Annotated in this window: 25 protein-coding genes; all 25 read left to right on the top strand. The window is 69.7% G+C overall.

All coding sequences use genetic code 11. The features are described 5' to 3' along the window. The first annotated feature begins 3 nt into the window (after positions 1–3). The 25 genes from aroB (at position 4) to Tfont_RS07270 (ending at position 24,928) form a co-directional block, all read left to right on the top strand. Positions 4–1,161: a 3-dehydroquinate synthase gene (gene aroB / locus Tfont_RS07390; protein WP_143968946.1), complete on the top strand. Its 1,158-nt coding sequence runs from the start codon at positions 4–6 to the stop codon at positions 1,159–1,161. Between the two features lie 73 nt (positions 1,162–1,234). Further along, entirely contained in the window at positions 1,235–2,437 is a 1,203-nt protein-coding gene (locus tag Tfont_RS07385) for a deoxyguanosinetriphosphate triphosphohydrolase (RefSeq protein ID WP_143968956.1), read from the top strand. 6 nt (positions 2,438–2,443) lie between these two features. Beyond that, a complete protein-coding gene (locus Tfont_RS07380) occupies positions 2,444–3,703 on the top strand; it encodes an MFS transporter (RefSeq protein ID WP_143968945.1) in 1,260 nt (419 codons plus the stop codon). Beyond that, complete coding sequence (locus Tfont_RS07375; protein WP_143968944.1) at positions 3,704–4,390, top strand: transposase; 687 nt, start codon at positions 3,704–3,706, stop codon at positions 4,388–4,390. Positions 4,391–4,524: 134 nt separating this feature from the next. After that, positions 4,525–9,300: a glutamate synthase-related protein gene (locus tag Tfont_RS07370; protein WP_260682303.1), complete on the top strand. Its 4,776-nt coding sequence runs from the start codon at positions 4,525–4,527 to the stop codon at positions 9,298–9,300. 35 nt (positions 9,301–9,335) lie between these two features. Further along, the gene (locus tag Tfont_RS07365) at positions 9,336–10,802 is read left to right on the top strand and encodes a glutamate synthase subunit beta (protein WP_143968942.1); all 1,467 of its coding nucleotides are present in this window, start codon (positions 9,336–9,338) and stop codon (positions 10,800–10,802) included. Positions 10,803–10,902: 100 nt separating this feature from the next. Continuing rightward, entirely contained in the window at positions 10,903–11,712 is an 810-nt protein-coding gene (locus tag Tfont_RS07360; RefSeq protein ID WP_068606159.1) for an ABC transporter ATP-binding protein, read from the top strand. Then, entirely contained in the window at positions 11,709–12,494 is a 786-nt protein-coding gene (mlaE, locus tag Tfont_RS07355; protein ID WP_068606161.1) for a lipid asymmetry maintenance ABC transporter permease subunit MlaE, read from the top strand. The genes Tfont_RS07360 and mlaE overlap by 4 nt, the downstream gene beginning before the upstream one ends. A 19-nt stretch (positions 12,495–12,513) precedes the next feature. Then, positions 12,514–12,984, top strand: coding sequence for an outer membrane lipid asymmetry maintenance protein MlaD (mlaD, locus tag Tfont_RS07350; protein ID WP_068606162.1), 471 nt, complete (start codon positions 12,514–12,516; stop codon positions 12,982–12,984). Further along, positions 12,981–13,697 (top strand): MlaA family lipoprotein, encoded by a 717-nt coding sequence (locus Tfont_RS07345; RefSeq protein ID WP_143968941.1) that lies wholly within the window; start codon positions 12,981–12,983, stop codon positions 13,695–13,697. Before mlaD ends, Tfont_RS07345 begins: the two co-directional genes overlap by 4 nt. A 111-nt stretch (positions 13,698–13,808) precedes the next feature. Further along, entirely contained in the window at positions 13,809–14,438 is a 630-nt protein-coding gene (locus tag Tfont_RS07340; protein WP_068606166.1) for an MlaC/ttg2D family ABC transporter substrate-binding protein, read from the top strand. A 6-nt stretch (positions 14,439–14,444) separates the two neighbouring features. Further along, positions 14,445–14,738, top strand: a complete 294-nt coding sequence (locus Tfont_RS07335; RefSeq protein ID WP_068606168.1) for an STAS domain-containing protein — start codon at positions 14,445–14,447, stop codon at positions 14,736–14,738. Between the two features lie 12 nt (positions 14,739–14,750). After that, positions 14,751–15,677 carry an ABC transporter ATP-binding protein gene (locus tag Tfont_RS07330; protein ID WP_068606170.1) on the top strand — a complete coding sequence of 309 codons (927 nt, stop codon included), beginning with the start codon at positions 14,751–14,753 and terminating at the stop codon, positions 15,675–15,677. Beyond that, positions 15,674–16,429 carry an ABC transporter permease gene (locus Tfont_RS07325; RefSeq protein WP_068606172.1) on the top strand — a complete coding sequence of 252 codons (756 nt, stop codon included), beginning with the start codon at positions 15,674–15,676 and terminating at the stop codon, positions 16,427–16,429. The genes Tfont_RS07330 and Tfont_RS07325 overlap by 4 nt, the downstream gene beginning before the upstream one ends. A 67-nt stretch (positions 16,430–16,496) precedes the next feature. Beyond that, entirely contained in the window at positions 16,497–16,742 is a 246-nt protein-coding gene (locus Tfont_RS07320; RefSeq protein ID WP_068606225.1) for a BolA family protein, read from the top strand. A 10-nt stretch (positions 16,743–16,752) separates the two neighbouring features. Further along, positions 16,753–18,027, top strand: a complete 1,275-nt coding sequence (murA, locus tag Tfont_RS07315) for a UDP-N-acetylglucosamine 1-carboxyvinyltransferase (RefSeq protein ID WP_143968940.1) — start codon at positions 16,753–16,755, stop codon at positions 18,025–18,027. Beyond that, complete coding sequence (gene hisG / locus Tfont_RS07310; RefSeq protein ID WP_068606176.1) at positions 18,024–18,704, top strand: ATP phosphoribosyltransferase; 681 nt, start codon at positions 18,024–18,026, stop codon at positions 18,702–18,704. The genes murA and hisG overlap by 4 nt, the downstream gene beginning before the upstream one ends. A 78-nt stretch (positions 18,705–18,782) precedes the next feature. Continuing rightward, on the top strand, positions 18,783–20,126 hold the full coding sequence (gene hisD, locus Tfont_RS07305; protein WP_143968939.1) for a histidinol dehydrogenase: 1,344 nt from the start codon (positions 18,783–18,785) through the stop codon (positions 20,124–20,126). Next, positions 20,123–21,220: a histidinol-phosphate transaminase gene (gene hisC / locus Tfont_RS07300; RefSeq protein WP_143968938.1), complete on the top strand. Its 1,098-nt coding sequence runs from the start codon at positions 20,123–20,125 to the stop codon at positions 21,218–21,220. The genes hisD and hisC overlap by 4 nt, the downstream gene beginning before the upstream one ends. Continuing rightward, entirely contained in the window at positions 21,217–21,834 is a 618-nt protein-coding gene (hisB, locus tag Tfont_RS07295) for an imidazoleglycerol-phosphate dehydratase HisB (RefSeq protein ID WP_143968937.1), read from the top strand. The genes hisC and hisB overlap by 4 nt, the downstream gene beginning before the upstream one ends. 32 nt (positions 21,835–21,866) lie before the next feature. Next, the gene (gene hisH, locus Tfont_RS07290; RefSeq protein ID WP_068606184.1) at positions 21,867–22,559 is read left to right on the top strand and encodes an imidazole glycerol phosphate synthase subunit HisH; all 693 of its coding nucleotides are present in this window, start codon (positions 21,867–21,869) and stop codon (positions 22,557–22,559) included. Positions 22,560–22,579: 20 nt separating this feature from the next. After that, on the top strand, positions 22,580–23,320 hold the full coding sequence (hisA, locus tag Tfont_RS07285) for a 1-(5-phosphoribosyl)-5-[(5-phosphoribosylamino)methylideneamino]imidazole-4-carboxamide isomerase (RefSeq protein ID WP_068606186.1): 741 nt from the start codon (positions 22,580–22,582) through the stop codon (positions 23,318–23,320). Positions 23,321–23,322: 2 nt separating this feature from the next. After that, the gene (gene hisF, locus Tfont_RS07280; RefSeq protein ID WP_068606188.1) at positions 23,323–24,123 is read left to right on the top strand and encodes an imidazole glycerol phosphate synthase subunit HisF; all 801 of its coding nucleotides are present in this window, start codon (positions 23,323–23,325) and stop codon (positions 24,121–24,123) included. 5 nt (positions 24,124–24,128) lie between these two features. Next, positions 24,129–24,527: a phosphoribosyl-AMP cyclohydrolase gene (hisI, locus tag Tfont_RS07275; protein ID WP_143968936.1), complete on the top strand. Its 399-nt coding sequence runs from the start codon at positions 24,129–24,131 to the stop codon at positions 24,525–24,527. A 2-nt stretch (positions 24,528–24,529) separates the two neighbouring features. Next, the gene (locus tag Tfont_RS07270; RefSeq protein WP_068606194.1) at positions 24,530–24,928 is read left to right on the top strand and encodes a phosphoribosyl-ATP diphosphatase; all 399 of its coding nucleotides are present in this window, start codon (positions 24,530–24,532) and stop codon (positions 24,926–24,928) included. Positions 24,929–24,936 lie beyond the last annotated feature (8 nt).

Raw genomic sequence — 24,936 nt, 5'->3', positions numbered from 1 at the left:
GGTATGTCCACGCCCGCCGCCGCTGCCGCCATCGCCGAAGCCCCCGCATCCGCATCCCCCGCCACCGTGCTGCACACGTTGAGCATCGACCTCGGGGAGCGCAGCTACCCCATCGTCATCGGCACTGGCCTGCTGGACGATCCGGCCACCTGGGCCGGTCTGCCGCGCGCGGCCACCGCGGCCATCGTCACCAACACGGTGGTGGCGCCGCTGTACCTGGCGCGGCTGCGCGCAGCGCTGCAGCCGCATTACGCGCGTGTGCTGGAAGTGGTGCTGCCCGACGGCGAGGCGCACAAGGACTGGTCGACGCTCAACCGCATCTTCGACGCGCTGCTGGCCGCCGGGGCGGACCGCAAGACGGTGCTGTTCGCGCTGGGCGGCGGCGTGATCGGCGACATGACCGGCTTTGCCGCCGCGTGCTATATGCGCGGCGTGCCGTTCGTGCAGGTGCCGACCACCCTGCTGGCGCAGGTGGACTCCTCGGTTGGCGGCAAGACGGCCATCAACCACCCGCTCGGCAAGAACATGATCGGGGCGTTCTACCAGCCGGTGCGGGTGGTGTGCGATCTGGCGACGCTGGCCACCCTGCCGCCGCGCGAGTTCGCCGCCGGGCTGGCGGAGGTTATCAAGTACGGGCCGATCGCTGACGTGGCCTTCCTCGACTGGGTGGAAGCGAATGTCCAGCGCCTGGTGGCGCGCGACGCCGCGGCGCTGGCGCACGCCGTGCGGCGCAGCTGCGAGATCAAGGCCGCCGTCGTCGGGCAGGACGAGCGCGAGTCCGGCCTGCGCGCGATCCTCAACTTCGGCCACACCTTCGGCCACGCGATCGAGGCGGGCCTCGGCTACGGCGCCTGGCTGCACGGCGAGGCGGTCGGCTGCGGTATGGTGATGGCGGCGGAGCTGTCGCGCCGGCTCGGGCTGGTGTCGCCCGCCTGGGTGGCGCGGCTGGAGCGGCTGGTGGCCGCGGCCGGCCTGCCGGTGCGCGCGCCGGTGTTGGGGCCGGACAACGCCGCGCGCTACCTGGAGCTGATGCGGGTGGACAAGAAGGCCGAGGGCGGCGAGATCCGCTTCGTCGTCGTCGACGAGGCCGGGCACGCCTTCGTGCGCCCGGCACCGGATGCGCTGGTGGCCGAGGTGATCGCGGCGCGCTGCGCCGCCTGAGCCGCCGGCCGGCGAGGAAGGGCAGGGCGCCATGACCCCGGTGCTGCCGACGCTGGCCGAGGAGGTGGCCGCCATGGGCGTGCTGCCCTGGCCGGCCGGGACGCTGGCGCCGTGGGCATGCGACCCCGCGCGCAGCCGCGGCCGGCGCCATCCGGAGCCGCCGGCGCCGACGCGCAACCCGTTCCAGCGCGACCGCGACCGCGTCATCCACTCCACCGCGTTTCGCCGCCTGGTCTACAAGACGCAGGTGTTCCTCAACCACGAGGGCGACCTGTTCCGCACGCGGCTGACCCACTCGCTGGAGGTGGCGCAGCTCGGCCGCAGCATCGCCCGTGCGCTGGGCCTGCACGAGGATCTGGTAGAGGCGATCGCGCTGGCGCACGACCTGGGGCACACGCCGTTCGGCCACGCCGGGCAGGACGCGCTCAACGCCTGCCTGCACGCCGACGACGGCCCGTGGGCCGCCGAGCCGCGCGGGGCGGACGAGCCGCACGGCGGCTTCGAGCACAACCTGCAGAGCCTGCGCGTGGTCGACGAGCTGGAGGAGCGCTACCCCGAGTTCGACGGCCTCAACCTCAGCTTCGAGACGCGCGAGGGCATCCTGAAGCATTGCGCGCGCGCCAACGCCGAGTGGCTGGAGGCGCGCGAGCCGGGCGGCGTGGGGGCGCGCTTCCTGCGCGGCGAGTCGCCGTCGCTGGAGGCGCAGCTGGCCAACGTCGCCGACGAGATCGCCTACAACGCGCACGACATCGACGACGGCGTGCGCAGCGGCCTGCTGACGCTGGAGCAACTGGAGCAGGTCGAGCTGTTCGACGCCTTCCGCCGCGAGGCGCTGGCGCAGCATCCGCACCTGCGGGGACGGCGGCTGCTGTACGAGGCGATCCGCCGCATGCTCAGCGCGCAGGTGTACGACGTGATCGCCGCCACGCGCACGGCCCTGAGCGCCGCCGGCGTGCAGTCCGTGGCCGACGTGCGCGCGCAGCCGCCGCTGCTGGGCTTTTCGCCGGCGATGCGCGAGGCGTCGGCGCGGCTCAAGCGCTTCCTGCTCGTCAACCTGTACCGCCACCCGCAGGTGATGGAGACCACGGCGCGCGCGCGCCAGGTGGTGGCGGACCTGTACCGCGCCTACTGCGCCGACCCCGCGCGGTTGCCCGCGCAGCGGCGCCGCGCCGGGCTGTCGCTGCGGCGGCAGGTGGCCGACCACATCGCCGGCATGACCGACCGCTACGCGATCCGCGAGCACGAGCGGCTGACCGGCCAGCGGCTGTTCGTCTGACCGCCTATGCCCAGCGCGCAACCCGGCCCCCGCGACCGCCAGCCCGTGCCGGCGCAGGCGCGGCTGATCGTCGCTGTGGGCATTGCCAGCGCGCTGCATGTGGGCAAACTGCCCCCGGCGCTGCCCGTGCTGGCGCAGGAACTGGGGCTGACCCTGGTGCAGGGGGGCTTTTTGCTCTCCATGATCCAGTTGGCCGGCATGAGCATGGGGGCGCTGTTCGGGCAACTGGCCGACCGGCTGGGGCCGCGGCGCGTCATGATGGCGGGTTTGCTATTGCTGGCCGCGGGCAGCGCGCTGGGGGCGCTGGTGCCGGCGGCGCACCTGTTGCTGTGGACGCGCGGCATCGAGGGCTTCGGGTTCTTGATGGCCGTCTTGCCCGCGCCGGGCCTGTTGCGCCGGTCGGTGACCGAGCCGGCCGTGCTCAACCGCGCCTTGGGCTGGTGGGGGGCGTATATGCCGATCGGGGCGGCGACGGGGCTGCTGCTGGCCCCCGCCTTGCATGCCGCCGTCGGTTGGCGTACGGCGTGGGGCTTGCTGGCGGGCTTGGCGGTGTTGTGCGCGGTGGCCGTGCGCGCGCGATTAGCCCCGGACGCCCCGGACGCCCCGGACGGGCCGGCCGCCGTTGCGGGAGGGGCGTGGGGCGCGGCATGGCAGGGCCTGCGCTCGACGCTGTCGGCGTCTGGGCCGTGGTTGGTCGCCGCGGCGTTTTTGATGTACTCCGGGCAATGGCTGGCGGTGGTCGGGTTTTTGCCCACCCTCTACACCGAGGCCGGTTGGTCGCCCGCCCGGGTGGGCTGGGCCAGTGCGCTGGCCGCGGGCATCAACCTCACGGGCAACATCGCGGCCGGCCGACTGCTCGCGCGCGGGGTCGCGCCGCGCACCCTGCTGTGGTCGGGCTATACCGCCATGGCCCTGGGGGCGGTGGGCACCTTCACGGCGGGGGCTGGATGGGCGTATGCGTCGGTGTTGGTGTTTTCGGCGGTCGGCGGCCTCATCCCCGGCACCCTGTTCACCCTGGCGGTACGCCTGGCCCCGGGGCCGCAGACGGTTTCGACGACGGTGGGCTGGGTCCAGCAGTTGTCGTCGTTGGGGCAGTTCGTCGGGCCGCCCTTGGTCGCCTGGCTGGCGGCCCGGGTGGGGGGCTGGCATTGGACGTGGTTGGTCAATGTTGCGTGCTGCGCCGTGGGGATGGCATTGGCGGTGGCGCTGCAGGCCCGGCTGGGCCGCTTGTCCGCCCCCGGTGTCCAGCGCACGGGGGGACGCTGAATGGCACGCCTGCCCCGCCTGTCGGTGACGGATTTGCCCCACCTGGTCCTGTGGCAGGGGCACAACCGGCAGGCCGTGTTTTCGGACGACGACGACCGTCAGGCCTTCCTGGCGCTGCTGGGTGACGGTGCAGCCCGCGAGGGCGTCGAGGTCCATGGCTATGCGTTGCTGGACGCGGGCCTGTGGTTGCTGGTCACGCCGCGCCGCGAGGGGGCGCTGTCGCGCCTGATGCAGGGGCTGGGGCGCAGCTATGTGCGCCGCTTCAACGCGCGGCATGGCCGTACCGGCACGCTGTGGGAGGGACGCTACCGCGCCACCGTGCTGGCGCCGGATCGGGTGCTGCCGGCCCTGGTGCTGTTGGACCACGAGCCGGTGCGCGTGGGCCTGGCCCCGTCGCCGGAGGCCTGGCCCTGGTCCACCCACCGCCACTATGCGGGCATCGCGCCGCTGCGTGGCGTGCAGCCGCCCGCGCCCTGGTGGGGCCTGGGGGACACGCCCTTTGCCCGCGAGGCCGCCTACCGCCAGCACGTGGACGAGGGTTTGCCGCCCGCGCAGGCGCAGGGTTTGCGCGAGGCCGCGATCAAAGGCTGGCCGGTGGGCGATGCCGCCTTTTTGGCCGCGCTGGCGGCGCAGACCGGGCGGCGCACACAACCGGCGCGGCCCGGCCGACCGCGCAAGCGGGTTTGATCTGTCCCTAATAAATCAAAGTACGCGTTTCCGCTTTTTAAATCGTACTCTGACCCCAAATAAAGTGCTTGCCCGGTTTGCTGCAATGCACTATGCTGCGGTCCGTCTTTGTCAACCCGGCCAAGGAGTCAGGCGTGACCGCTACCCCCCACACCCTCGCCGCGCAGCACGGTCTGTACGACGCTGCCCTGGAACACGACGCCTGTGGCGTCGGCTTCGTCGCCCACATCAAGGGGCAAAAGAGTCACGCCATCGTGACCCAGGCGCTCAAGATTCTGGAAAACCTCGACCACCGCGGCGCCGTGGGCGCCGATGCGCTGATGGGCGACGGGGCGGGCATCCTGCTGCAGATTCCGGACCCGCTCTACCGCGAAGAGATGGCCAAGCAGGGCGTGACCCTGCCGCCCCCGGGCGAGTACGGCGTGGGCATGATCTTTTTGCCCAAGGAGCACGCCAGCCGTCTGGCCTGCGAGCAGGAGATGGAGCGCGCCATCAAGGCCGAGGGCCAGGTGCTGCTGGGCTGGCGCGACGTGCCCGTGAACAAGGACATGCCCATGTCCCCGACGGTGCGCAAGACCGAGCCCATCATCCGCCAGGTCTTCATCGGCCGCGGCAGCGACGTCATCGTGCAGGACGCACTGGAGCGCAAGCTGTACGTCATCCGCAAGACCGCCAGCGCCGCCATCCAGCGCCTGCAGCTGACGCACAGCAAGGAATACTATGTGCCCAGCATGAGCAGCCGCACCGTGGTGTACAAGGGGCTGCTGCTGGCCAACCAGGTGGGCGAGTACTACCTGGATTTGCAGGATCCGCGCTGCGTCTCGGCGCTGGGGCTGGTGCACCAGCGCTTCTCGACCAACACTTTCCCCGAGTGGCCGCTGGCGCACCCGTACCGTTATGTGGCCCACAACGGCGAGATCAATACCGTCAAGGGCAACTACAACTGGATGCGCGCGCGCGAGGGCGTGATGGCCTCGCCGGTGCTGGGTGCGGACCTCAAGAAGCTCTACCCGATCAGCTTTGCCGGTCAGTCCGACACCGCCACCTTCGACAACTGCCTGGAGCTGCTGACCATGGCCGGCTATCCGCTGGCGCAGGCGGTCATGATGATGATCCCCGAGCCGTGGGAGCAGCACACGCTGATGGATGAGCGCCGCCGTGCGTTCTACGAGTACCACGCGGCGATGCTGGAGCCGTGGGATGGCCCGGCGTCCATCGTCTTCACCGATGGGCGGCAGATCGGCGCGACGCTGGACCGCAACGGTCTGCGGCCCTCGCGCTATTGCGTCACGGACGACGACTTCGTCATCATGGCGTCCGAGTCCGGCGTGCTGCCCGTGCCCGAGAGCAAGATCGTGCGCAAGTGGCGCCTGCAGCCGGGCAAGATGTTCCTGATCGATCTGGAGCAGGGCCGCCTGATCGACGACGAGGAGGTCAAGGCGACGCTGGCCAACGCCAAGCCCTACAAGCAGTGGATCGAAAACCTGCGCATCCACTTGGACGATGTGCAGCGCCCCGTCGCCGGCGACGACGAGGCCAGCGTGCGCACCGTGGCCGACGAATCGTCCCACGCCGCGATGGAGCAGGTGGACGCCCAGTTGCTCGACCTGCAGCAGGCCTTTGGCTACACGCAGGAGGACATCAAGTTCCTGATGGCGCCGATGGCGCAAAACGGCGAGGAGGGCGTCGGCTCGATGGGCAACGACAGCCCGCTGCCCGTGCTGTCGGACCGGCCCAAGCCGCTCTACAACTACTTCAAACAGCTGTTCGCGCAGGTCACCAACCCGCCGATCGACCCGATCCGCGAGGCGATCGTGATGTCGCTGGTGTCGTTCGTCGGCCCGCGCCCCAACCTGCTGGACATCAACCAGGTCAACCCGCCGATGCGGCTGGAGGTCAGCCAGCCCGTGCTCAACCACGCCGACATGGCCAAGCTGCGCGACATCGAGCGGCGCACCGGCGGCAAGTTCAAGAGCAGCACGCTGGACATCACCTACCCCGTGGGCTGGGGCAAGGAAGGGGTGGAGGCCAAGCTCGCCTCGCTGTGCGCCGAGGCGGTCGATGCCATCCGCAGCGGCAGCAACATCCTGATCGTCAGCGACCGCGGCGTCAACCGCGAGCGCGTGGCTATCCCCGCCTTGCTGGCGCTGTCGGCGGTGCACCAGCACCTGATCCGCGAGGGCCTGCGCACCGCCACCGGCCTGGTGGTGGAGACCGGCAGCGCGCGCGAGGTGCACCACTTCGCGGTGCTGGCCGGCTATGGCGCCGAGGCCGTCCACCCCTATCTGGCGCTGGATACGCTCAAGGCCATCCACCAGGACCTGCCCGGCGATCTATCGGCCGACAAGGCGATCGCCAACTACATCAAGGCGGTTGGCAAGGGCCTGTCCAAGATCATGTCCAAGATGGGCGTGTCCACCTACATGAGCTACTGCGGCGCGCAGCTGTTCGAGGCGGTGGGCATCAACAGCGCGACGATCGAAAAGTACTTCACCGGCACCGCCAGCCGCGTCGAGGGCATCGGCGTGTTCGAGATTGCCGAGGAGGCCATCCGCCTGCACCGGAGTGCCTTCGGTGACGACCCGCTGCTGACCGACATGCTGGACGTGGGCGGCGAGTACGCCTGGCGCGCGCGCGGCGAAGAGCACATGTGGACACCCGACGCCATCGCCAAGCTGCAGCACGCCACGCGCGCCGGCAACTACGCGACCTACAAGGAGTACGCGCAGATCATCAACGACCAGTCGCGCCGCCACATGACGCTGCGCGGGCTGTTCGAGTTCAAGGTCGATCCGGCCAAGGCGATCCCGATCGAAGAGGTCGAGCCGGCCAGCGAGATCGTCAAGCGCTTTGCCACCGGCGCGATGTCGCTCGGCTCCATCAGCACCGAGGCGCACGCCACGCTGGCCGTCGCCATGAACCGCATCGGCGGCAAGAGCAACACCGGCGAGGGCGGCGAGGACCCGGCGCGCTACCGCAACGAACTCAAGGGCATCCCCATCCGCCAAGGCGAGACCCTGGCGTCGGTGATCGGTGCGGACAAGGTCGAGGCCGACATTCCGCTGCAGGCGGGCGACAGCCTGCGCTCGCGGATCAAGCAGGTGGCCTCCGGGCGCTTCGGCGTGACGGCGGAGTACCTGGTCAGCGCCGACCAGATTCAGATCAAGATGGCGCAGGGCGCCAAGCCCGGCGAAGGCGGTCAGTTGCCCGGCACCAAGGTGTCGGAGTACATCGGTTTTCTGCGCTACTCGGTGCCGGGCGTGGGCCTGATCAGCCCGCCGCCGCACCACGACATCTACTCGATCGAGGATCTGGCGCAGCTCATCCACGACCTGAAGAACGTCAACCCGCGCGCCGACATCTCGGTCAAGCTGGTGTCCGAAGTGGGCGTGGGCACGATCGCGGCCGGTGTGGCTAAGGCCAAGGCCGACCACGTCGTCATCGCCGGTCACGACGGCGGCACGGGCGCGTCGCCCTGGTCGTCGATCAAGCACGCCGGCAGCCCGTGGGAGATCGGCCTGGCCGAGACGCAGCAGACCCTGGTGCTCAACCGCCTGCGCGGGCGCATTCGCGTGCAGGTCGACGGCCAGATCAAGACCGGCCGCGACGTGGTGATCGGCGCGCTGCTGGGCGCGGACGAATTCGGCTTTGCCACCGCGCCGCTGGTGGTGGAGGGCTGCATCATGATGCGCAAGTGCCACCTCAACACCTGCCCGGTGGGGGTGGCCACGCAGGATCCGGTGCTGCGGCGCAAGTTCGCCGGCAAGCCCGAGCACGTGGTCAACTACTTCTTCTTCGTCGCCGAGGAGGTGCGCGCCATCATGGCGCAGCTGGGCATCCGCCGCTTCGACGACCTGATCGGGCGCACCGACCTGCTCGACATGAAGAAGGGCATCGACCACTGGAAGGCCAAGGGGTTGGATTACAGCCGCCTGCTGTATCAGCCGCCCACGTCGGCCGAGGTGGCCCACCGCCATGTCGAGACCCAGGACCACGGGCTGGACAAGGCGCTGGACGTCAAGCTGATCGAGAAGTCCCGCCCGGCCATCGAGCGTGGCGAGAAGGTGCACTTCATCGAGAGCGTGCGCAACGTCAACCGCACGGTCGGCGCGATGCTGTCGGGTGAGGTGACGCGCCACCACCCCGAGGGGCTGCCCGATGACACCATCCGCATCCAGATGGAGGGCACGGGCGGCCAGTCGTTCGGCGCCTTCCTCTGCAAGGGCATCACGCTGTACCTGATCGGTGACGCCAACGACTACACCGGCAAGGGCTTGTCGGGCGGGCGCATCGTCGTGCGGCCCAGCATCGACTTCCGTGGCGACGCTGGCGACAACATCATCGTCGGCAACACGGTGCTGTACGGCGCCACCCAGGGCGAGGCGTTTTTCCGCGGCGTGGCCGGTGAACGCTTCGCGGTGCGGCTGTCGGGCGCCACCGCGGTGGTGGAAGGCACCGGCGACCATGGCTGCGAATACATGACCGGCGGCACCGTGGTGGTGCTGGGCAAAACCGGGCGCAACTTTGCTGCCGGGATGAGCGGCGGCATCGCTTACGTGTACGACGAAGACGGCATGTTCGCCAAGCGCTGCAACACCGCGATGGTGGCGCTGGAGCGCGTGGTCAGCAGCGCCGAGCAGGAAGCCACCGTGGACCGCGCCATTTGGCACCGCGGCATGACCGACGAAGCCCAGCTGCGCCAGTTGCTGGAAGAACACCACCGCTGGACCGGCTCGACCAAGGCGCGCACCTTGCTGGACGACTGGGCCAGCGCGCGCGCGCGCTTCGTCAAGGTTTTCCCGCACGAGTACAAGCGGGCGCTGGCGGAAAACGCCGCCAAAGGCACCGCCGCCCCGGCCGAGCCTGCTGCGGCCAAGCCGGCCAAGGCCCGCAAGACCGCCGCGGCCTGAGCGCCACCGACCATCGCATCACGAGGCAACCGATCATGGGAAAGATCACCGGCTTCATGGAATTCGAGCGCGTCGAGGAGGGCTACCAGCCCCCCGCCGAGCGGCTCAAGCACTACCGCGAGTTCGTTATCGGCCTGGACGACGCCCAGGCCAAGGTGCAAGGCGCGCGCTGCATGGACTGCGGCACGCCGTTTTGCAACAACGGCTGCCCGGTCAACAACATCATCCCGGACTTCAACGACCTGGTCTACCGCGGCGACTGGAAGAACGCCATCGCCGTGCTGCACAGCACCAACAACTTCCCGGAGTTCACCGGGCGCATCTGCCCGGCGCCGTGCGAGGCGGCGTGCGTGCTCAACATCAACGACGATCCGGTGGGCATCAAGTCCATCGAGCACGCCATCATCGACCGTGCCTGGGCCGAGGGCTGGGTCGTGCCCCAGCCGCCCAAGGCCAAGACGGGCAAGAAGGTGGCGGTCGTGGGCTCCGGCCCGGCCGGGCTGGCGGCGGCGCAGCAGCTGGCGCGCGCCGGCCACGACGTGACGGTGTTCGAGAAGAACGACCGCATCGGCGGCCTGCTGCGCTACGGCATCCCCGACTTCAAGATGGAGAAGTGGCTGATCGACCGCCGCATCGAGCAGATGCAGGCCGAGGGCGTGACCTTCCGCACCCGTGTGCTGGTCGGCGCCCTGCCCGACGGCAGCAAGGTCACCAACGACGCGCGCGAAGTGGTCAGCCCCGAGCAACTGCGCGCCGAGTTCGACGCCGTGCTGCTGTGCGGCGGCGCTGAGCAACCGCGCGACCTGCCCGTGCCGGGTCGCGAGCTGGACGGCATCCATTTCGCGATGGAGTTTTTGCCGCAGCAAAACAAGGTCAACGCCGGCGACAAGCTCAAAAAGCAGATCCGCGCCGACGGCAAGCACGTCATCGTCATCGGTGGCGGCGACACCGGCAGCGACTGCGTGGGAACCTCCAACCGCCATGGTGCGGCCAGCGTGACCCAGTTCGAGGTGATGCCGCAGCCGCCCGCGCAGGAGAACAAGCCGCTGACCTGGCCGTACTGGCCACTGAAGCTGCGCACCAGCTCCAGCCACGAAGAGGGCTGCCAGCGCGAGTTCGCCATCGCCACCAAGGCGTTCGTCGGCAAGGGCGGCAAGGTCACCGGGGTGCAGACCGTGCACGTCGAAATGAAGGACGGCAAGTTGGTCGAAATCCCGGGCACCGAAAAGGAGTACAAGGCCGACCTGGTGCTGTTGGCCATGGGCTTTGTGTCGCCGGTGGCCACGGTGCTGGAGGCGTTTGGCGTGGAGCGCGATGCGCGCGGCAACGCCAAGGCCAGCACCGACGAGGTGGGCGGCTACGCCACCAACGTCCCCAAGGTGTTTGCCGCCGGTGACATGCGCCGCGGCCAGTCGCTGGTGGTGTGGGCCATCCGCGAAGGCCGCCAGGCCGCGCGCGCGGTGGACGAGTACCTGATGGGTGCCAGCCTGCTGCCGCGCTGACCTGTGCGGCGGCCCCGCGGGGCCACCGCGCCGACGCGGCTGCGGCTGATCCCTTATGATCGGGCCGAACCTGCGTCGGCCTTTTTGATCGTTGTTGCGTATGAGCACCGAGCCCCTCGTCGAACTGCGTGACGTCACCTTCGGGTATGACGAGCGCATCGTGCTCGACCGCATCAGCTTGCACGTGCCGCGGGGCCAGGTGACGGTCATCATGGGCGCCTCGGGTGGCGGCAAGACGACCGTGCTGCGCCTCATCGGCGGCTTGGTGCGCGCCCAGCACGGCCAGGTGTGTTTCGACGGTCAGGATGTGGGCGCGCTGGACCGCAAGGGCCTGTACGCGGCGCGGCGGCGCATGGGCATGCTGTTTCAGTACGGCGCGCTGTTCACCGATTTGTCGGTGTTCGACAACGTGGCCTTCCCGCTGCGTGAGCACACCCGCTTGCCCGAGCCACTGATCCGCGACATCGTGCTGATGAAGCTGCACGCCGTGGGCCTGCGCGGCGCGCGCGACCTGATGCCCGCGGCGCTGTCGGGCGGCATGGCGCGCCGGGTGGCGCTGGCGCGCGCCATCGCGCTGGACCCCGAGTTGATCATGTATGACGAGCCGTTTGCGGGGCTGGATCCGATCTCGCTGGGCACCGCCGCGCGCCTGATCCGCCAGCTCAACGACACGCTGGGGCTCACCAGCATCATGGTGTCGCATGATCTGGACACCGCCTTTGCCGTGGCCGACCACATGGTGGTGTTGGCCAACGGGCGGGTGGCGGTGCAGGGCACGCCCGACGAGGTGCGCCGCTGCCCGGACCCGTTGGTGCAGCAATTCATCACCGCCGCGCCCGAGGGGCCGGTGCATTTTCACTACGCCGCCCCGGCCGTGGCCGAGGACTACGGTCCGGAGGCAGCGCGATGAAGGGGGTGTCGATGCTGGCGGCGTTGGGTGCGGCGGTGCGCGGCAAGCTGGCGGATCTGGGCTGGGGGGCGCGGCTGCTGTTGCGGTTGCTGGCGGGATGCCCCCAGGCGTTGCGGCGCTTTGGCCTGGTGCGCGATCAAATCCACTTTCTGGGCAACCACTCGCTGTCGATCATCACTGTCTCCGGCTTGTTCGTCGGCTTCGTGCTCGGGTTGCAGGGCTACTACACGTTGCAGCGCTACGGCTCGGCCGAATCGCTCGGGCTGCTGGTGACGCTGAGCTTGGTGCGCGAGCTCGGCCCGGTGGTGACAGCGCTGCTGTTTGCCGGCCGCGCGGGTACGTCGCTGACGGCGGAGATCGGCCTCATGAAAGCCGGCGAACAGCTCAGCGTGATGGAGATGATGGCGGTCGACCCCATCGACCGCGTGCTGGCGCCGCGCTTCGTGGCCGGGGTGGTGGCGCTGCCATTGCTGGCGGCGGTGTTCAGCAGCATGGGCATCGTTGGTGGCTGGATCGTCGGGGTGCCCATGATCGGTGTCGATGGCGGGGCGTTTTGGAGCCAGGTGCAAAGTGGCGTGGACGTGTGGTCCGACGTCGGCAACGGCATCATCAAGAGCGTGGTGTTCGGGATCGCGGTGACCTTCATCGCGCTGCTGCAGGGCTTCGAGTCGCACCCGACGCCGGAGGGCGTCTCGCGCGCGACGACGCGCACCGTGGTGATGGCGTCGCTGACGGTGCTGGGGCTGGACTTCATCCTGACCGCGCTGATGTTCACGATCTGATCAGGGAAGGATTCGACGGATGCAACGTTCCAAGATCGATGTCTGGGTGGGCCTGTTCGTGCTGATCGGCGCGGCGGCCATCCTGTTTCTGGCGCTGCAGGCGGCCAACCTGCTCAACTTGAGCTTTGCGCCGACCTACCGCGTCACCGCCACGTTCGACAACGTCGGCTCGCTCAAGCCCAAGGCGGCGGTGCGCAGCGCGGGCGTGCTGGTCGGGCGCGTGGAGTCCATCACCTTCGACGACAAGACGTTTCAGGCGCGCGTGGTGTTGGCGCTGGAGTCGCGCTACACCTTCCCGAAGGACAGCTCGTTCAAGATCCTGACCAGCGGGCTGCTGGGCGAGCAGTACATCGGCATCGAGCCGGGCGGCGCAGACGCGAATCTGGCTGCGGGCGATGTGGTGGCGCAAACCCAGTCCGCCGTGGTGCTGGAAAACCTGATCGGCCAGTTCCTGTTCAACAAGGCCGCCGAGGCGGGGGACGGCAAATGAGCCAAGTAACCCTGCACAGCCGGGCCGCGCGTCTGATCGGCCTGGGAGGCGTGCTCGCGGCCCTGGCCGGTTGCGCCACCGGGCCCGACGCGCATCCGCGCGATCCCCTGGAGCCGTTCAACCGCGGCGTCTATCAGTTCAACGAGGCGGTGGACCGCGCGGTGCTCAAGCCCGTCGCCGAAGGCTATGTGGCGGCCGTGCCCTCACCGGTGCGCACTGGGGTGGGCAACTTTTTTGGCAATCTGCGCGACCTGTGGTCGGCCGTGAACGCGGCCTTACAGGCCCGCCCGCAGCCCGCGGTGGAAAACGCCATGCGCTTTGGCGTCAACACCCTTCTCGGCTTTGGGGGGGTGATCGACCTGGCGACGGAGATGAGCATCCCCCGCACGACGCTGGACTTTGGCCACACCCTGGGCCGCTGGGGCGTGCCGTCAGGGCCGTATCTGGTGCTGCCGCTGTTGGGCCCGTCCAGCGTGCGCGAGGCCGTGGCGCTGCCCGTCGACCGCCGGGCGGACCCCGTGTCGCAGGGCATCGACGATGTGGCGACCCGCAACACCGCCCAGACGCTGCGGCTGGTGGACACGCGCGCCACCCTGCTGCGCGCGGGTGACCTGCTGGAGCAGGCGGCGCTGGATAAATATGGTTTTACACGCGACGCCTACCTGGCGCGGCGCCAAAGCCAGGTCGATGCGGCCCGCGGCGACGATGACTGACGTGTGACGACCGTAACCATGGGTAACCGACCGGAACCCGCGGCCGTCCCCCCGACCCCAATGGATATGAGCAAGCCGACCCTACCCCTTTCTGCCCGCCCGGTGGTTGCGATGACCGGCCGCCGCCAGTGGCTGGCCCTGATGGCCGTGGTCGCCGCGGCCGCGCTGCCCGCCTGGCCGTCCCGGGCGCAGGCCACGGAGGCCCCCGATGCGCTGATCCAGCGCGTGGCCAACGATGTGTTCGAGACCGTCAAGCGCGATCCGGCGATCCGCAACGGCGACATGGCCCGCATCGTCGAGCTGGTGGACACCAAGCTGATGCCGCATGTCAATTTCGAGCGCATGACGTCGTCCGCAGTGGGCCGCTTCTGGCGCCAGGCCACGCCCGAGCAGCGCCAGCGTCTGCAAGCCGAGTTCAAGACCCTGCTGGTGCGCACCTATGCCGGCGCGCTGACGCAGATTCGCGACCAAACGCTGGTGATTCGCCCGCTGCGCGCGGCGGCTGGCGCGACCGAGGTGGTCGTGCGCTCCGAAATCCGCGGCAAGGGCGACCCGATCCAGCTCGACTACCGGCTGGAGCAAACCCCGTCGGGCTGGAAGGTCTATGACCTGAATGTGCTCGGCGTGTGGCTGGTCGAGACCTACCGCACCCAGTTCGCGCAGGAGATCGGCGCCAAGGGCATCGATGGGCTGATCGATGCGCTGGCCGAACGCAACCGCGCCAACGCCCAGCGGGGCTGAGCCGCCATGGGGGGGCCGATTGCCTTGACCTTGCCGGCGCTGCCCGCCACCCTGACGCATGCGCAGGCGGCGGCCTATCTGGCCCAGTGCCGCGCGGCGCTGGCCGCTGCGGGCCGCGGCGCGACGGTGCAGCTGGATGCCTCGGCCCTGCACGAGTTCGACTCCTCCGCGCTGGCGGTGCTGCTCGCGGTGCGGCGCGAGGTGCTGGCACGCGGGGCGCACTGGCGGCTGGACGGCCTGAACGAGCGGGCGCGGGTGCTGGCCGGCCTGTACGGCGTGGCCGAACTGCTGCCCGCGTAAAATGACCGGTTTATGTCCGCCGCCATCTCTTTCCAGCAGGTCAACAAGCGTTTCGACACCTCGCGCGGGCCGCTGCAGGCGCTGCAGGATGTGACGTTCGACATCCAGCCGGGCGAATTCTTCGGCCTGCTCGGCCCCAACGGCGCGGGCAAGACCACCCTCATCAGCATCCTGGCGGGTCTGAGCCGGCCGACCCGCGGGCGCGTCACCGTGTTTGGCGCCGATGTGCATGCCCAGCCCATGGAGGCTCGGCGGCGGCTCGGCATCGTGCCGCAGGAGCTGGTGTTCGACCCCTTCTTCACGGTGCGCGAGGCCCTGCGCTTTCAGTCCGGCTACTTTGGCATCCAGGGCAATGGCGCGTGGATCGACGAGCTGCTGGCCGGGCTGGGGCTGGCCGATAAGGCTGACACCAACATGCGCCAGCTCTCCGGCGGCATGAAGCGCCGCGTCATGGTGGCGCAGGCGCTGGTGCACCGGCCCCAGGTCATCGTGCTGGACGAGCCGACCGCCGGCGTGGACGTGGAGCTGCGGCAGACGCTGTGGGCCTTCATCTCGCGCCTCAACCGCGACGGCTGCACCGTGCTGCTGACCACCCACTATCTGGAGGAGGCCGAGGCCCTGTGCGGCCGCATCGCGATGCTGCGGGCCGGCCGCGTGATCGCGCTGGAGCGCACCGCCGAGCTGTTGCGCCGCGCCTCGTCCAACGTGCTGCATTTCAAGACCGATCAGGCCCTGCCGGACGCGCTGGCGGCGCGCGCCCGCGTGACGGGCCGCATCAAGCAGATCAAGGTGCACGACGCCTACGAGGTCGAGCAGACGCTGGCGGCGCTGCGCCAAGCCGGCATCGTCATGGAAGACATCGAGGTCCACAAAGCGGATCTGGAGGATGTGTTCCTGGAGCTGATGGCCGGGCAGCCGGACGGGGAGGGGCGCGCGTGACTGGTTGGCAGACCCTGTTTCTGAAAGAGGTGCTGCGGTTCTGGAAGGTGGCTTTCCAGACCGTGGCCGCGCCGATCGTCACGGCGATTCTGTACCTGCTGATCTTCGGCCATGTGCTGGAGGAGCATGTGCAGGTCTACGACGGCGTGGGCTACACCGCGTTTTTACTGCCGGGGCTGGCGATGATGAGCCTGCTGCAAAACGCATTTGCCAACAGCTCGTCCAGCCTGATCCAGAGCAAGATCATGGGCAACCTGGTCTTCGTCCTGCTCACCCCGCTGTCGCACCGCGCCTGGTTTGCGGCTTACGTCGGGTCGTCCGTGGTGCGCGGGCTGGTGGTGGGCGCCGGGGTGCTGCTGGTGACGGCCTGGGCGGCGGACCTGCGGTTTGCGCACCCGCTGTGGATCGTGGCGTTTGCCGTGCTGGGCGCGGGGTTGCTGGGGTCGCTGGGGGTCATCGCGGGGCTGTGGGCCGAAAAGTTCGACCAGATGGCCGCCTTCCAGAACTTCATCATCATGCCGATGACGTTTCTCTCCGGCGTGTTCTATTCCATCCATTCGCTGCCCCCCTTCTGGCAGACCGTCAGCCACCTCAATCCGTTTTTCTACATGATCGACGGGGCGCGCTACGGCTTTTTCGGGGTCAGCGACGTTTCGCCCTGGCTGAGTCTGGCGGTGGTGGCGGGGGCTTTCCTGGCCGTGGCCGCTCTGACCTTGCACCTGCTGCGCATCGGGTACAAGATTCGCCATTGACCCTGGGCCATCGATTCCGCGCGTCGCGCAGCGCGCGCCGTGCCGTCCTGCCGCTTTACCCTCCATGATGACTGCCGACCAACTCCGCTCCCTCATCGCTGCCGGCCTGCCCTGCGACCACCTGGAGGTGTCCGGCGACGGCCGCCACTGGGCGGCGGTGATCGTCTCGCCCGCGTTCGAGGGGCGGCGTGCCGTGCAGCGCCACCAGCTGGTCTACGCCACGCTGGGCCAGCGCATCCACACCGACGAGGTGCATGCACTGTCCATGAAGACCTACACCCCGGCCGAGTGGCGTGCCGCCGGCCAGGCCTGAGGGGTCGATGATGGACCGACTCCTGATCCGCGGCGGCCAGCGCCTGCATGGCGAGGTGCTCGTCTCCGGCGCCAAGAACGCGGCGCTGCCCGAGCTGTGCGCGGCGCTGCTGACCGACCAGCCGGTGATGCTGCGCAACGTCCCCCGTTTGCGCGACGTGGCCACCATGCGCACGCTGCTGGAGCGCATGGGCGTGCAAGTGCAAACGCATGACGAGCGCGGCGGCATGACGCTGCACGCCGCGGCGGCACTGGATCCGGTCGCGCCGTACGAGCTGGTCAAGACCATGCGCGCCTCGGTGCTGGTGCTGGGGCCCCTGGTCGCCCGCTGCGGTCAGGCGCGGGTGTCGCTGCCGGGCGGGTGCGCCATCGGCTCGCGGCCGGTGGACCAGCACATCAAGGGCCTGCAGGCCATGGGGGCGGAGATTGCGGTCGAGCACGGCTACATCGAGGCCCGCTTGCCCGCCGGCCGCTCGCGCCTGCGCGGCGCGCGCATCACCACCGACATGGTCACCGTGACCGGCACCGAAAACCTGATGATGGCCGCCACCCTGGCCGAGGGCGAGACGGTGCTGGAAAACGCCGCCCAGGAGCCGGAGGTGGTCGATCTGGCCGAGATGCTGATCCGCATGGGCGCGCGCATCGAGGGGCACGGGACCAGCCGCATCCGCATCGAAGGCGTGCCGGCCTTGGGCGGCACCGAGCACACCGTGGTGGCCGACCGCATCGAGACCGGTACCTTTTTGTGCGCGGTGGCCGCCACCGGCGGCGAGGCCTGGCTGCGCGGCGGGCGGGGGGATCACCTCGATGCCGTCATCGACAAGCTGCGCGAGGCGGGCGCCACCGTGGAGGCCGATGCCACCGGCATCCGCGTGCGCTCGCCGGGCGGCGCGGCCCTGCGTGCGCAGAGCTTTCGCACGACCGAATACCCGGGCTTCCCCACCGACATGCAGGCGCAGTTCATGGCGCTCAACTGCGTGGCGCAGGGGCCCAGCGCCGTCACCGAGACGATTTTCGAAAACCGCTTCATGCATGTGCAGGAGCTGGCCCGGCTGGGCGCGCGCATCCACATCGACGGGCGCACCGCCGTCGTCGAAGGCGGCCAGCGCCTGACCGGTGCCGCCGTCATGGCGACCGATCTGCGCGCGTCGGCCAGTCTGGTGATCGCCGGCCTGGTGGCCGACGGCGAGACGGTCGTCGACCGCATCTACCACCTGGACCGTGGCTATGACCGCATGGAGCGCAAGCTGCGGGCCCTGGGGGCCGACATCGAAAGGATCGCATGAGCGCCGAAACCGTCACCTTGGCCCTGTCCAAGGGCCGCATCTTCGAGGAGACGCTGCCCCTGCTGCGCGCCGCCGGCATCGAGGTGCTGGAAGACCCCGAAACCTCGCGCAAGCTGATCCTGCCCACCAACCGGCCCGAGGTGCGCGTGGTCCTGGTGCGCGCCACCGACGTGCCGACCTATGTGGAGCACGGTGGCGCCGACCTGGGCGTGTGCGGCAAGGACACGCTGATCGAGCACGAGGCCGCCTGGGGCGACGCGGCCCAGGTGGGGCTGTACCGGCCGCTGGATTTGGGCATCGCCCGCTGCCGCATGAGCGTGGCCGTCCCGGCGGACTTCGACTATGTGCGCGCCGTGCGCCAGGGCGCGCGCCTGCGTGTCGCGACCAAATACGTCGCCATCGCGCGCGAGTTTTTTGCCAGCAAGGGCGTGCATGTGGATCTGATCAAGCTCTACGGCAGCATGGAGCTGGCGCCGCTGACCGGGCTGGCCGACGCCATCGTGGACCTGGTGTCCACCGGCAACACGCTCAAGGCCAACCGGCTGGTGGAGGTCGAGCGCATCATGGACATTTCCTCGCAGCTCGTGGTGCGGCCGACCTCGCTCAAACTCAAGCGCGCGCTCATCCGTCCCATTCTGGATGCCTTCGCGCAGGCGGTGGCGGCACCCGCCGCCTGAGCGGCTGACCCCACCGCCGCCGCCTGCAGGCCGCGCGGGCGGCCCCGCTTTCCCCGCTGTGCTGCGACAATCGTGCCCATGACTGCTGCCGACACCCCCCGAGCCCGGCCCCTGCGGCTGGATACCGCCGATACCGACTTCGAAGCGCGTTTTGCGGCCCGCCTGCATTGGTCGGCGGACACCGATGCGGCGATCGAATCCCGCGTGGCGGCCATCCTGGCCGACGTGCGGGCCCGGGGCGATGCGGCGGTGCTGGAGTACACCCGCCGGTTCGACGCGGTGGAGGCCGAGCGCATGGCCGACCTGGAGCTGGGCACCGATGTGTTGCGCGCCGCCTTCGAAGCCATCCCCGCCGACCAGCGCGAGGCACTGCAGCAGGCCGCCGCGCGCGTGCGCCGCTACCACGAGGCGCAGCTCGAGGCCTGCGGCCGCTCGTGGCAGGTCCGCGATGCCGACGGCACGCTGCTCGGCCAAAAAGTCACGCCGCTGGACCGTGTCGGCATCTATGTGCCGGGCGGCAAGGCCGCCTATCCGTCCAGCGTGTTGATGAACGCCATCCCCGCGCACGTCGCCGGCGTGCCGGAGATCGTGATGGTCGTGCCGACCCCGCGCGGCGAGCGCAACCCGCTGGTGCTGGCCGCTGCGCACGTCGCGGGGGTGAGCCGCGCGTTTGCCATTGGCGGGGCGCAGGCCGTGGCGGCGCTGGCCTATGGCACGGCGACCATTCCCCAGGTGGACAAGATCACCGGCCCGGGCAACGCCTACGTCGCCAGCGCCAAGAAGCATGTTTTTGGCACCGTCGGCATCGACATGATCGCCGGGCCGAGCGAAATCCTGGTGCTCGCCGACGGCACCACGCCGCCGGACTGGGTGGCGATGGACCTGTTCAGCCAGGCCGAGCACGACGAGTTGGCGCAGTCCATTCTGCTGTGCCCGGACACGGCCTATCTGGATGCGGTGCAGGCCGCCATTGACCGGCTGCTGCCAACGATGCCGCGTGCGGACATCATCGTGCGCAGCCTCGAGGGCCGGGGCGCGCTGATCCGCACCCGCAGCATGGAGGAGGCCTGCGCGCTGAGCAACCGCATCGCGCCCGAGCACCTGGAGATCGCCAGCCGCGAGCCGCACCGCTGGGAGCCGCTGCTGCGCCACGCGGGGGCCATCTTCCTGGGCGCCTACACCAGCGAGAGCCTGGGCGACTACTGCGCCGGCCCCAACCATGTGCTGCCTACCAGCGGCACGGCGCGCTTTTCCAGCCCGCTGGGGGTGTACGACTTTCAAAAGCGCTCCAGCCTGATCGAGGTCAGCGCCGAGGGGGCGCAGACGCTGGGCCGCATCGCGTCGGTGCTGGCGCACGGCGAGGGCCTGACCGCCCACGCGCGCGCTGCCGAGCTGCGCCTGCGCGAGGAGGGTGCGGCATGAACCCGTTGCTGGAGGCCGCGCTGCAGCGCATCCGCCAGGACGTGCAGGGCATGCATGCCTATGCCATTCAGGACGCGACCGGCCTGATCAAGCTGGATGCGATGGAAAACCCCTACCCGCTGCCCGAGGCGTTGCAACACGCGCTCGGCCAACGGCTGGGGGCGGTGGCCGTCAACCGCTACCCGGGCTCGCGCATCGAGGACCTCAAACGCGCGCTGGCGGCGCACGTCGGGCTGCCCGCGGGCGCGGCGCTCATGCTGGGCAACGGCTCGGACGAGCTGATCAGCCTGCTGGCGATGGCCTGCGACCGGCCGGGCGCCGCCATCCTTGCGCCGGTGCCGGGCTTCGTGATGTACGCCATGAGCGCGCAGTTGCAGGGGCTGGCCTTCCACGGCGTGCCGCTGGCGCCCGACTTTGCGCTCGACGAGGCGGCGATGCTCGAGGCCATCGCCCGGGTGCGACCGGCCATCACCTACCTGGCCTATCCCAACAACCCGACCGCCAACTGCTGGGATCCGGCCGTGATCCGGCGGCTGATCGCTGCCGCCGGCGCGGTGGGGGGGCTGGTCGTCATGGACGAGGCCTACCAGCCCTTTGCCAGCCACACCTGGCTGGACGAATGGCGCGCCGACCCGGCGGCGCACGGACATGTGCTGGTCATGCGCACACTGTCCAAGTTTGGCCTGGCCGGGGTGCGCTTGGGCTACCTGATCGGGGCCGCGCCGCTCGTGGCGCAGATCGACAAGGTGCGCCCGCCGTACAACGTCAGCGCCCTCAATGCCGAGTGCGCGCTGTTCGCGCTGGAGCACGCCGACGTGTTTGCCGAACAGGCCGCGGCGATCCGGGCCGAGCGGCAGCGGCTGATGCGCGCCCTGGCCGCGTTGCCCGGCGTGCAGCCCTACCCCAGCGAGGCGAACATGATCCTCGTGCGCGTGCCCGACGCCGCCAAGGCGTTCGCCGGCCTGCGCGCGCGTGGCGTCCTCGTGAAGAATGTTTCTACAATGCACCCGATGCTTGCCAACTGCTTGCGGCTGACCGTGGGCACGCCCGCCGAGAACGAGGCGCTGCTCGCGGCGCTGCCGCCATCGCTATGACCACCCTGCCTGCTCCCAGCGCCGCCGCCCGCACCGCGGACGTCCAGCGCGTGACGGCCGAGACCCAGATCCGCGTGCGCGTGGACCTCGACGGCACCGGCCGCGCCCGGCTGGACACCGGCATCGGCTTTTTCGACCACATGCTGGACCAGATCGCCCGCCATGGGCTGATCGATCTGGAGATCGAGTGCCGCGGCGACCTGCACATCGACGGCCACCACACGGTGGAGGACGTCGGCATCACCCTCGGGCAGGCGGTGGCGCGCGCGGTCGGTGACAAGCGCGGCATCCGCCGTTACGGCCACGCCTACGTGCCGCTGGACGAGGCGCTGTCGCGCGTCGTGGTGGATTTTTCCGGCCGTCCGGGCCTGCACATGGACGTGCGCTTCACGGCCGGTATGATCGGCCAGCTCGACACCCAGCTCGTCTACGAGTTTTTTCGGGGCTTCGTCAACCACGCCGGCGTGACGCTGCACATCGACAACCTCAAGGGCCACAACGCGCACCACCAGTGCGAGACCATCTTCAAGGCCTTTGCGCGCGCCCTGCGGGCCGCGCTGGAGCGCGACCCCCGGCTGGGGGATGCCATCCCCTCGACCAAGGGCAGCCTGTGAGGCCAGTGCACGCCGAATCTCCCCCCACCACGATGAACATTCCGGTCAGGCGCGAGACGGTTGCGGTCGTCGACTACGGCATGGGCAATCTGCGCTCGGTGGCGCAGGCGGTCATCCATGCGGCGCTGGCCACCGACCATGTCGAGGTGGTCGTGACCGCCAGTCCGCAGGTGGTGCGCGATGCGCACCGCGTCGTGCTGCCGGGGCAGGGCGCCATGCCCGACTGCATGGCCGAGCTGGAGCGCAGCGGCCTGCGCGAGGCGGTCCTGCACGCCGCGGCCACCAAGCCGCTGTTCGGGGTGTGCGTCGGCATGCAGATGCTGCTGGAGCACTCCGAGGAAGGCGACACTGCCGGCCTGGGCCTGATCCCCGGTCAGGTGGTTCGGTTTCGCCTGGAGGGCCAGAGTCAGCCCGATGGCAGCCGCTTCAAGGTGCCGCAGATGGGCTGGAACCGGGTCTGGTACGGCTTCGAGCACGGCGCTGCCGAGCGGCCCGCGCCCCATCCGCTGTGGGCCGGCATCCCGGACGGCAGTTACTATTATTTCGTGCACAGCTACCACGCCCATCCGGCCGACCCGGCCCATGCCGCCGGTATGACCGAGTACGGCGTGCGCTTTGCCAGCGCCATCGCGCGCGACAACCTGTTCGCCACCCAGTTCCACCCCGAAAAAAGCTCGGCCCAGGGGTTGGCGCTGTACCGCAACTTCCTGCACTGGAACCCCTGAAGCCCCACCCCCGACGAGCCATGCTGCTGATTCCTGCCATCGACCTGAAAGACGGTCAATGCGTGCGCCTCAAGCAAGGCGACATGGACCAGTCCACCGTGTTCAGCGACGACCCCGCCGCCATGGCCCGCCACTGGGTCGAGCAGGGCGCGCGCCGCCTGCACCTGGTGGACCTCAATGGCGCATTCGCCGGCAAACCCCGCAACGAAGCCGCCATCCGCAGCATCCTGCGCGAGGTCGGCGACGAAGTCGATGTGCAGCTCGGCGGCGGCATCCGCGACCTCGACACCATCGAGCGCTACCTGGACGCCGGCCTGCGCTACGTCATCATCGGCACCGCGGCGGTCAAGAACCCCGGCTTCCTGCAGGACGCCTGCACGGCGTTTGGGGGACACATCATCGTCGGGCTGGACGCCAAGGACGGCAAAGTCGCCACCGACGGCTGGAGCAAGCTGACCGGCCACGAGGTGGTGGACCTCGCGCGCAAGTTCGAGGACTACGGTGTCGAGTCCGTCATCTACACCGACATTGGCCGCGACGGCATGCTCACCGGCATCAACATCGAGGCCACGGTGCGGCTGGCGCAGGCCCTGTCCATCCCGGTCATCGCCTCGGGCGGGCTGTCCAACCTGGACGATGTCCGTCGGCTGTGCGAGGTCGAGTCCGAAGGCGTGGAGGGCGTCATCTGCGGCCGCGCCATCTACAGCGGCGACCTGGACTACGCCGCGGCGGTCCGCCTCGTCGACGGCGTGGGCGCCTGACGATGCTGGCCAAGCGCATCATCCCCTGCCTGGACGTCACCGGCGGGCGCGTCGTCAAGGGCGTCAACTTCGTCGAGCTGCGCGATGCCGGAGACCCGGTGGAAATCGCCGCGCGCTACAACGAGCAGGGCGCCGACGAGCTGACGTTTCTGGACATCACCGCCACCAGCGACGGGCGCGACCTGATCCTGCCCATCATCGAGGCGGTGGCGAGCCAGGTGTTCATTCCGCTGACGGTGGGCGGCGGCGTGCGCACCGTGGAGGACGTGCGCCGGCTGCTCAATGCCGGGGCGGACAAGGTCAGCTTCAACTCCGCTGCCATCGCCAATCCCCAGGTCATCCGCGATGCGTCGGGCAAGTACGGCTCGCAGTGCATTGTCGTGGCCATCGACGCCAAGCGGCGCACGCCCGACGAGTGCCAACGCCCCGGCCCGGACGGCCAGCCTCTGGGGCCGGGATGGGACGTCTATTCCCACGGGGGGCGCAAAAACGTTGGGCTGGATGCGGTCGCCTGGGCGCGCCAGATGGCGGACTTTGGCGCGGGCGAAATCCTGCTCACCAGCATGGACCGCGATGGCACCAAGGCGGGCTTCGACCTCGAACTCACCCGTGCCGTCAGCGATGCGGTGGATGTGCCCGTGATCGCCTCGGGCGGGGTGGGTAACCTGGATCACCTGGTGGATGGCATCCGGGTCGGCGGTGCCGACGCGGTGCTCGCGGCCAGCATCTTCCACTACGGCGAATACACCATCGCCCAGGCCAAGCAGCGCATGGCCGAGGCGGGCATCCCCGTGCGGAGGTGAGCGGCATGGCTGACTGGCTCGATCGCATCAAATGGGACGCGCAGGGCCTGGTGCCCGTGATCGCCCAGGAGCGCGGGACTGGCGACGTGCTGATGTTCGCCTGGATGAATCGCGAGGCCCTGCAAAAGACCGCCGAACTGGGCCGCGCCGTCTACTACAGCCGCTCGCGCGGCCGCCTGTGGTACAAGGGGGAGGAATCCGGCCATGTGCAGCAGGTGCACGAAATCCGCCTCGACTGCGACGACGACGTGGTGCTGCTGCAGGTGACGCAACTGGGCCACGAGCCGAGCATCGCCTGCCACACCGGGCGCCACAGTTGCTTTTATCAGCGCCTGGACACGCAGCGCGGCGAGTGGCAGGCCGTCGATCCCGTGCTCAAGGATCCGCAATCCATCTACCGCTGACCATGACCGACATCCCGCCGCTCGACACCCTGCTGCGCCTGGCCGCCGTCATCGACAGCCGCAAGCCGGCCGCCGGGGGCGACCCCGAGCGCAGCTACGTCGCGCGCCTGCTGCACAAGGGGCCGGATGCCTTTCTGAAAAAAATCGCCGAGGAGGCGGGCGAGGCCGTGATGGCCGCCAAGGACCTGCAGCACGGTGCCGGCAGCGCGCAGGCGTTCGTGGGCGAGGTGGCCGACCTCTGGTTCCACAGCCTGATCGCGCTGGCGCATTTCGGCCTTGGGCCGGCCGATGTGGTGGCCGAGCTGGCGCGCCGCGAGGGCCTGTCCGGGCTGGAAGAAAAAGCCCTGCGCAAGGCCCGCGCGCGCGAGGCCGAGGCGCAGTCCCCGCTCCCCCAACCCTGAGCCCGACC

This window comes from Tepidimonas fonticaldi (assembly GCF_007556755.1).
GTDB lineage: Bacteria > Pseudomonadota > Gammaproteobacteria > Burkholderiales > Burkholderiaceae_C > Tepidimonas > Tepidimonas fonticaldi.
This window is presented reverse-complemented; position numbering and strand designations above follow the sequence as displayed.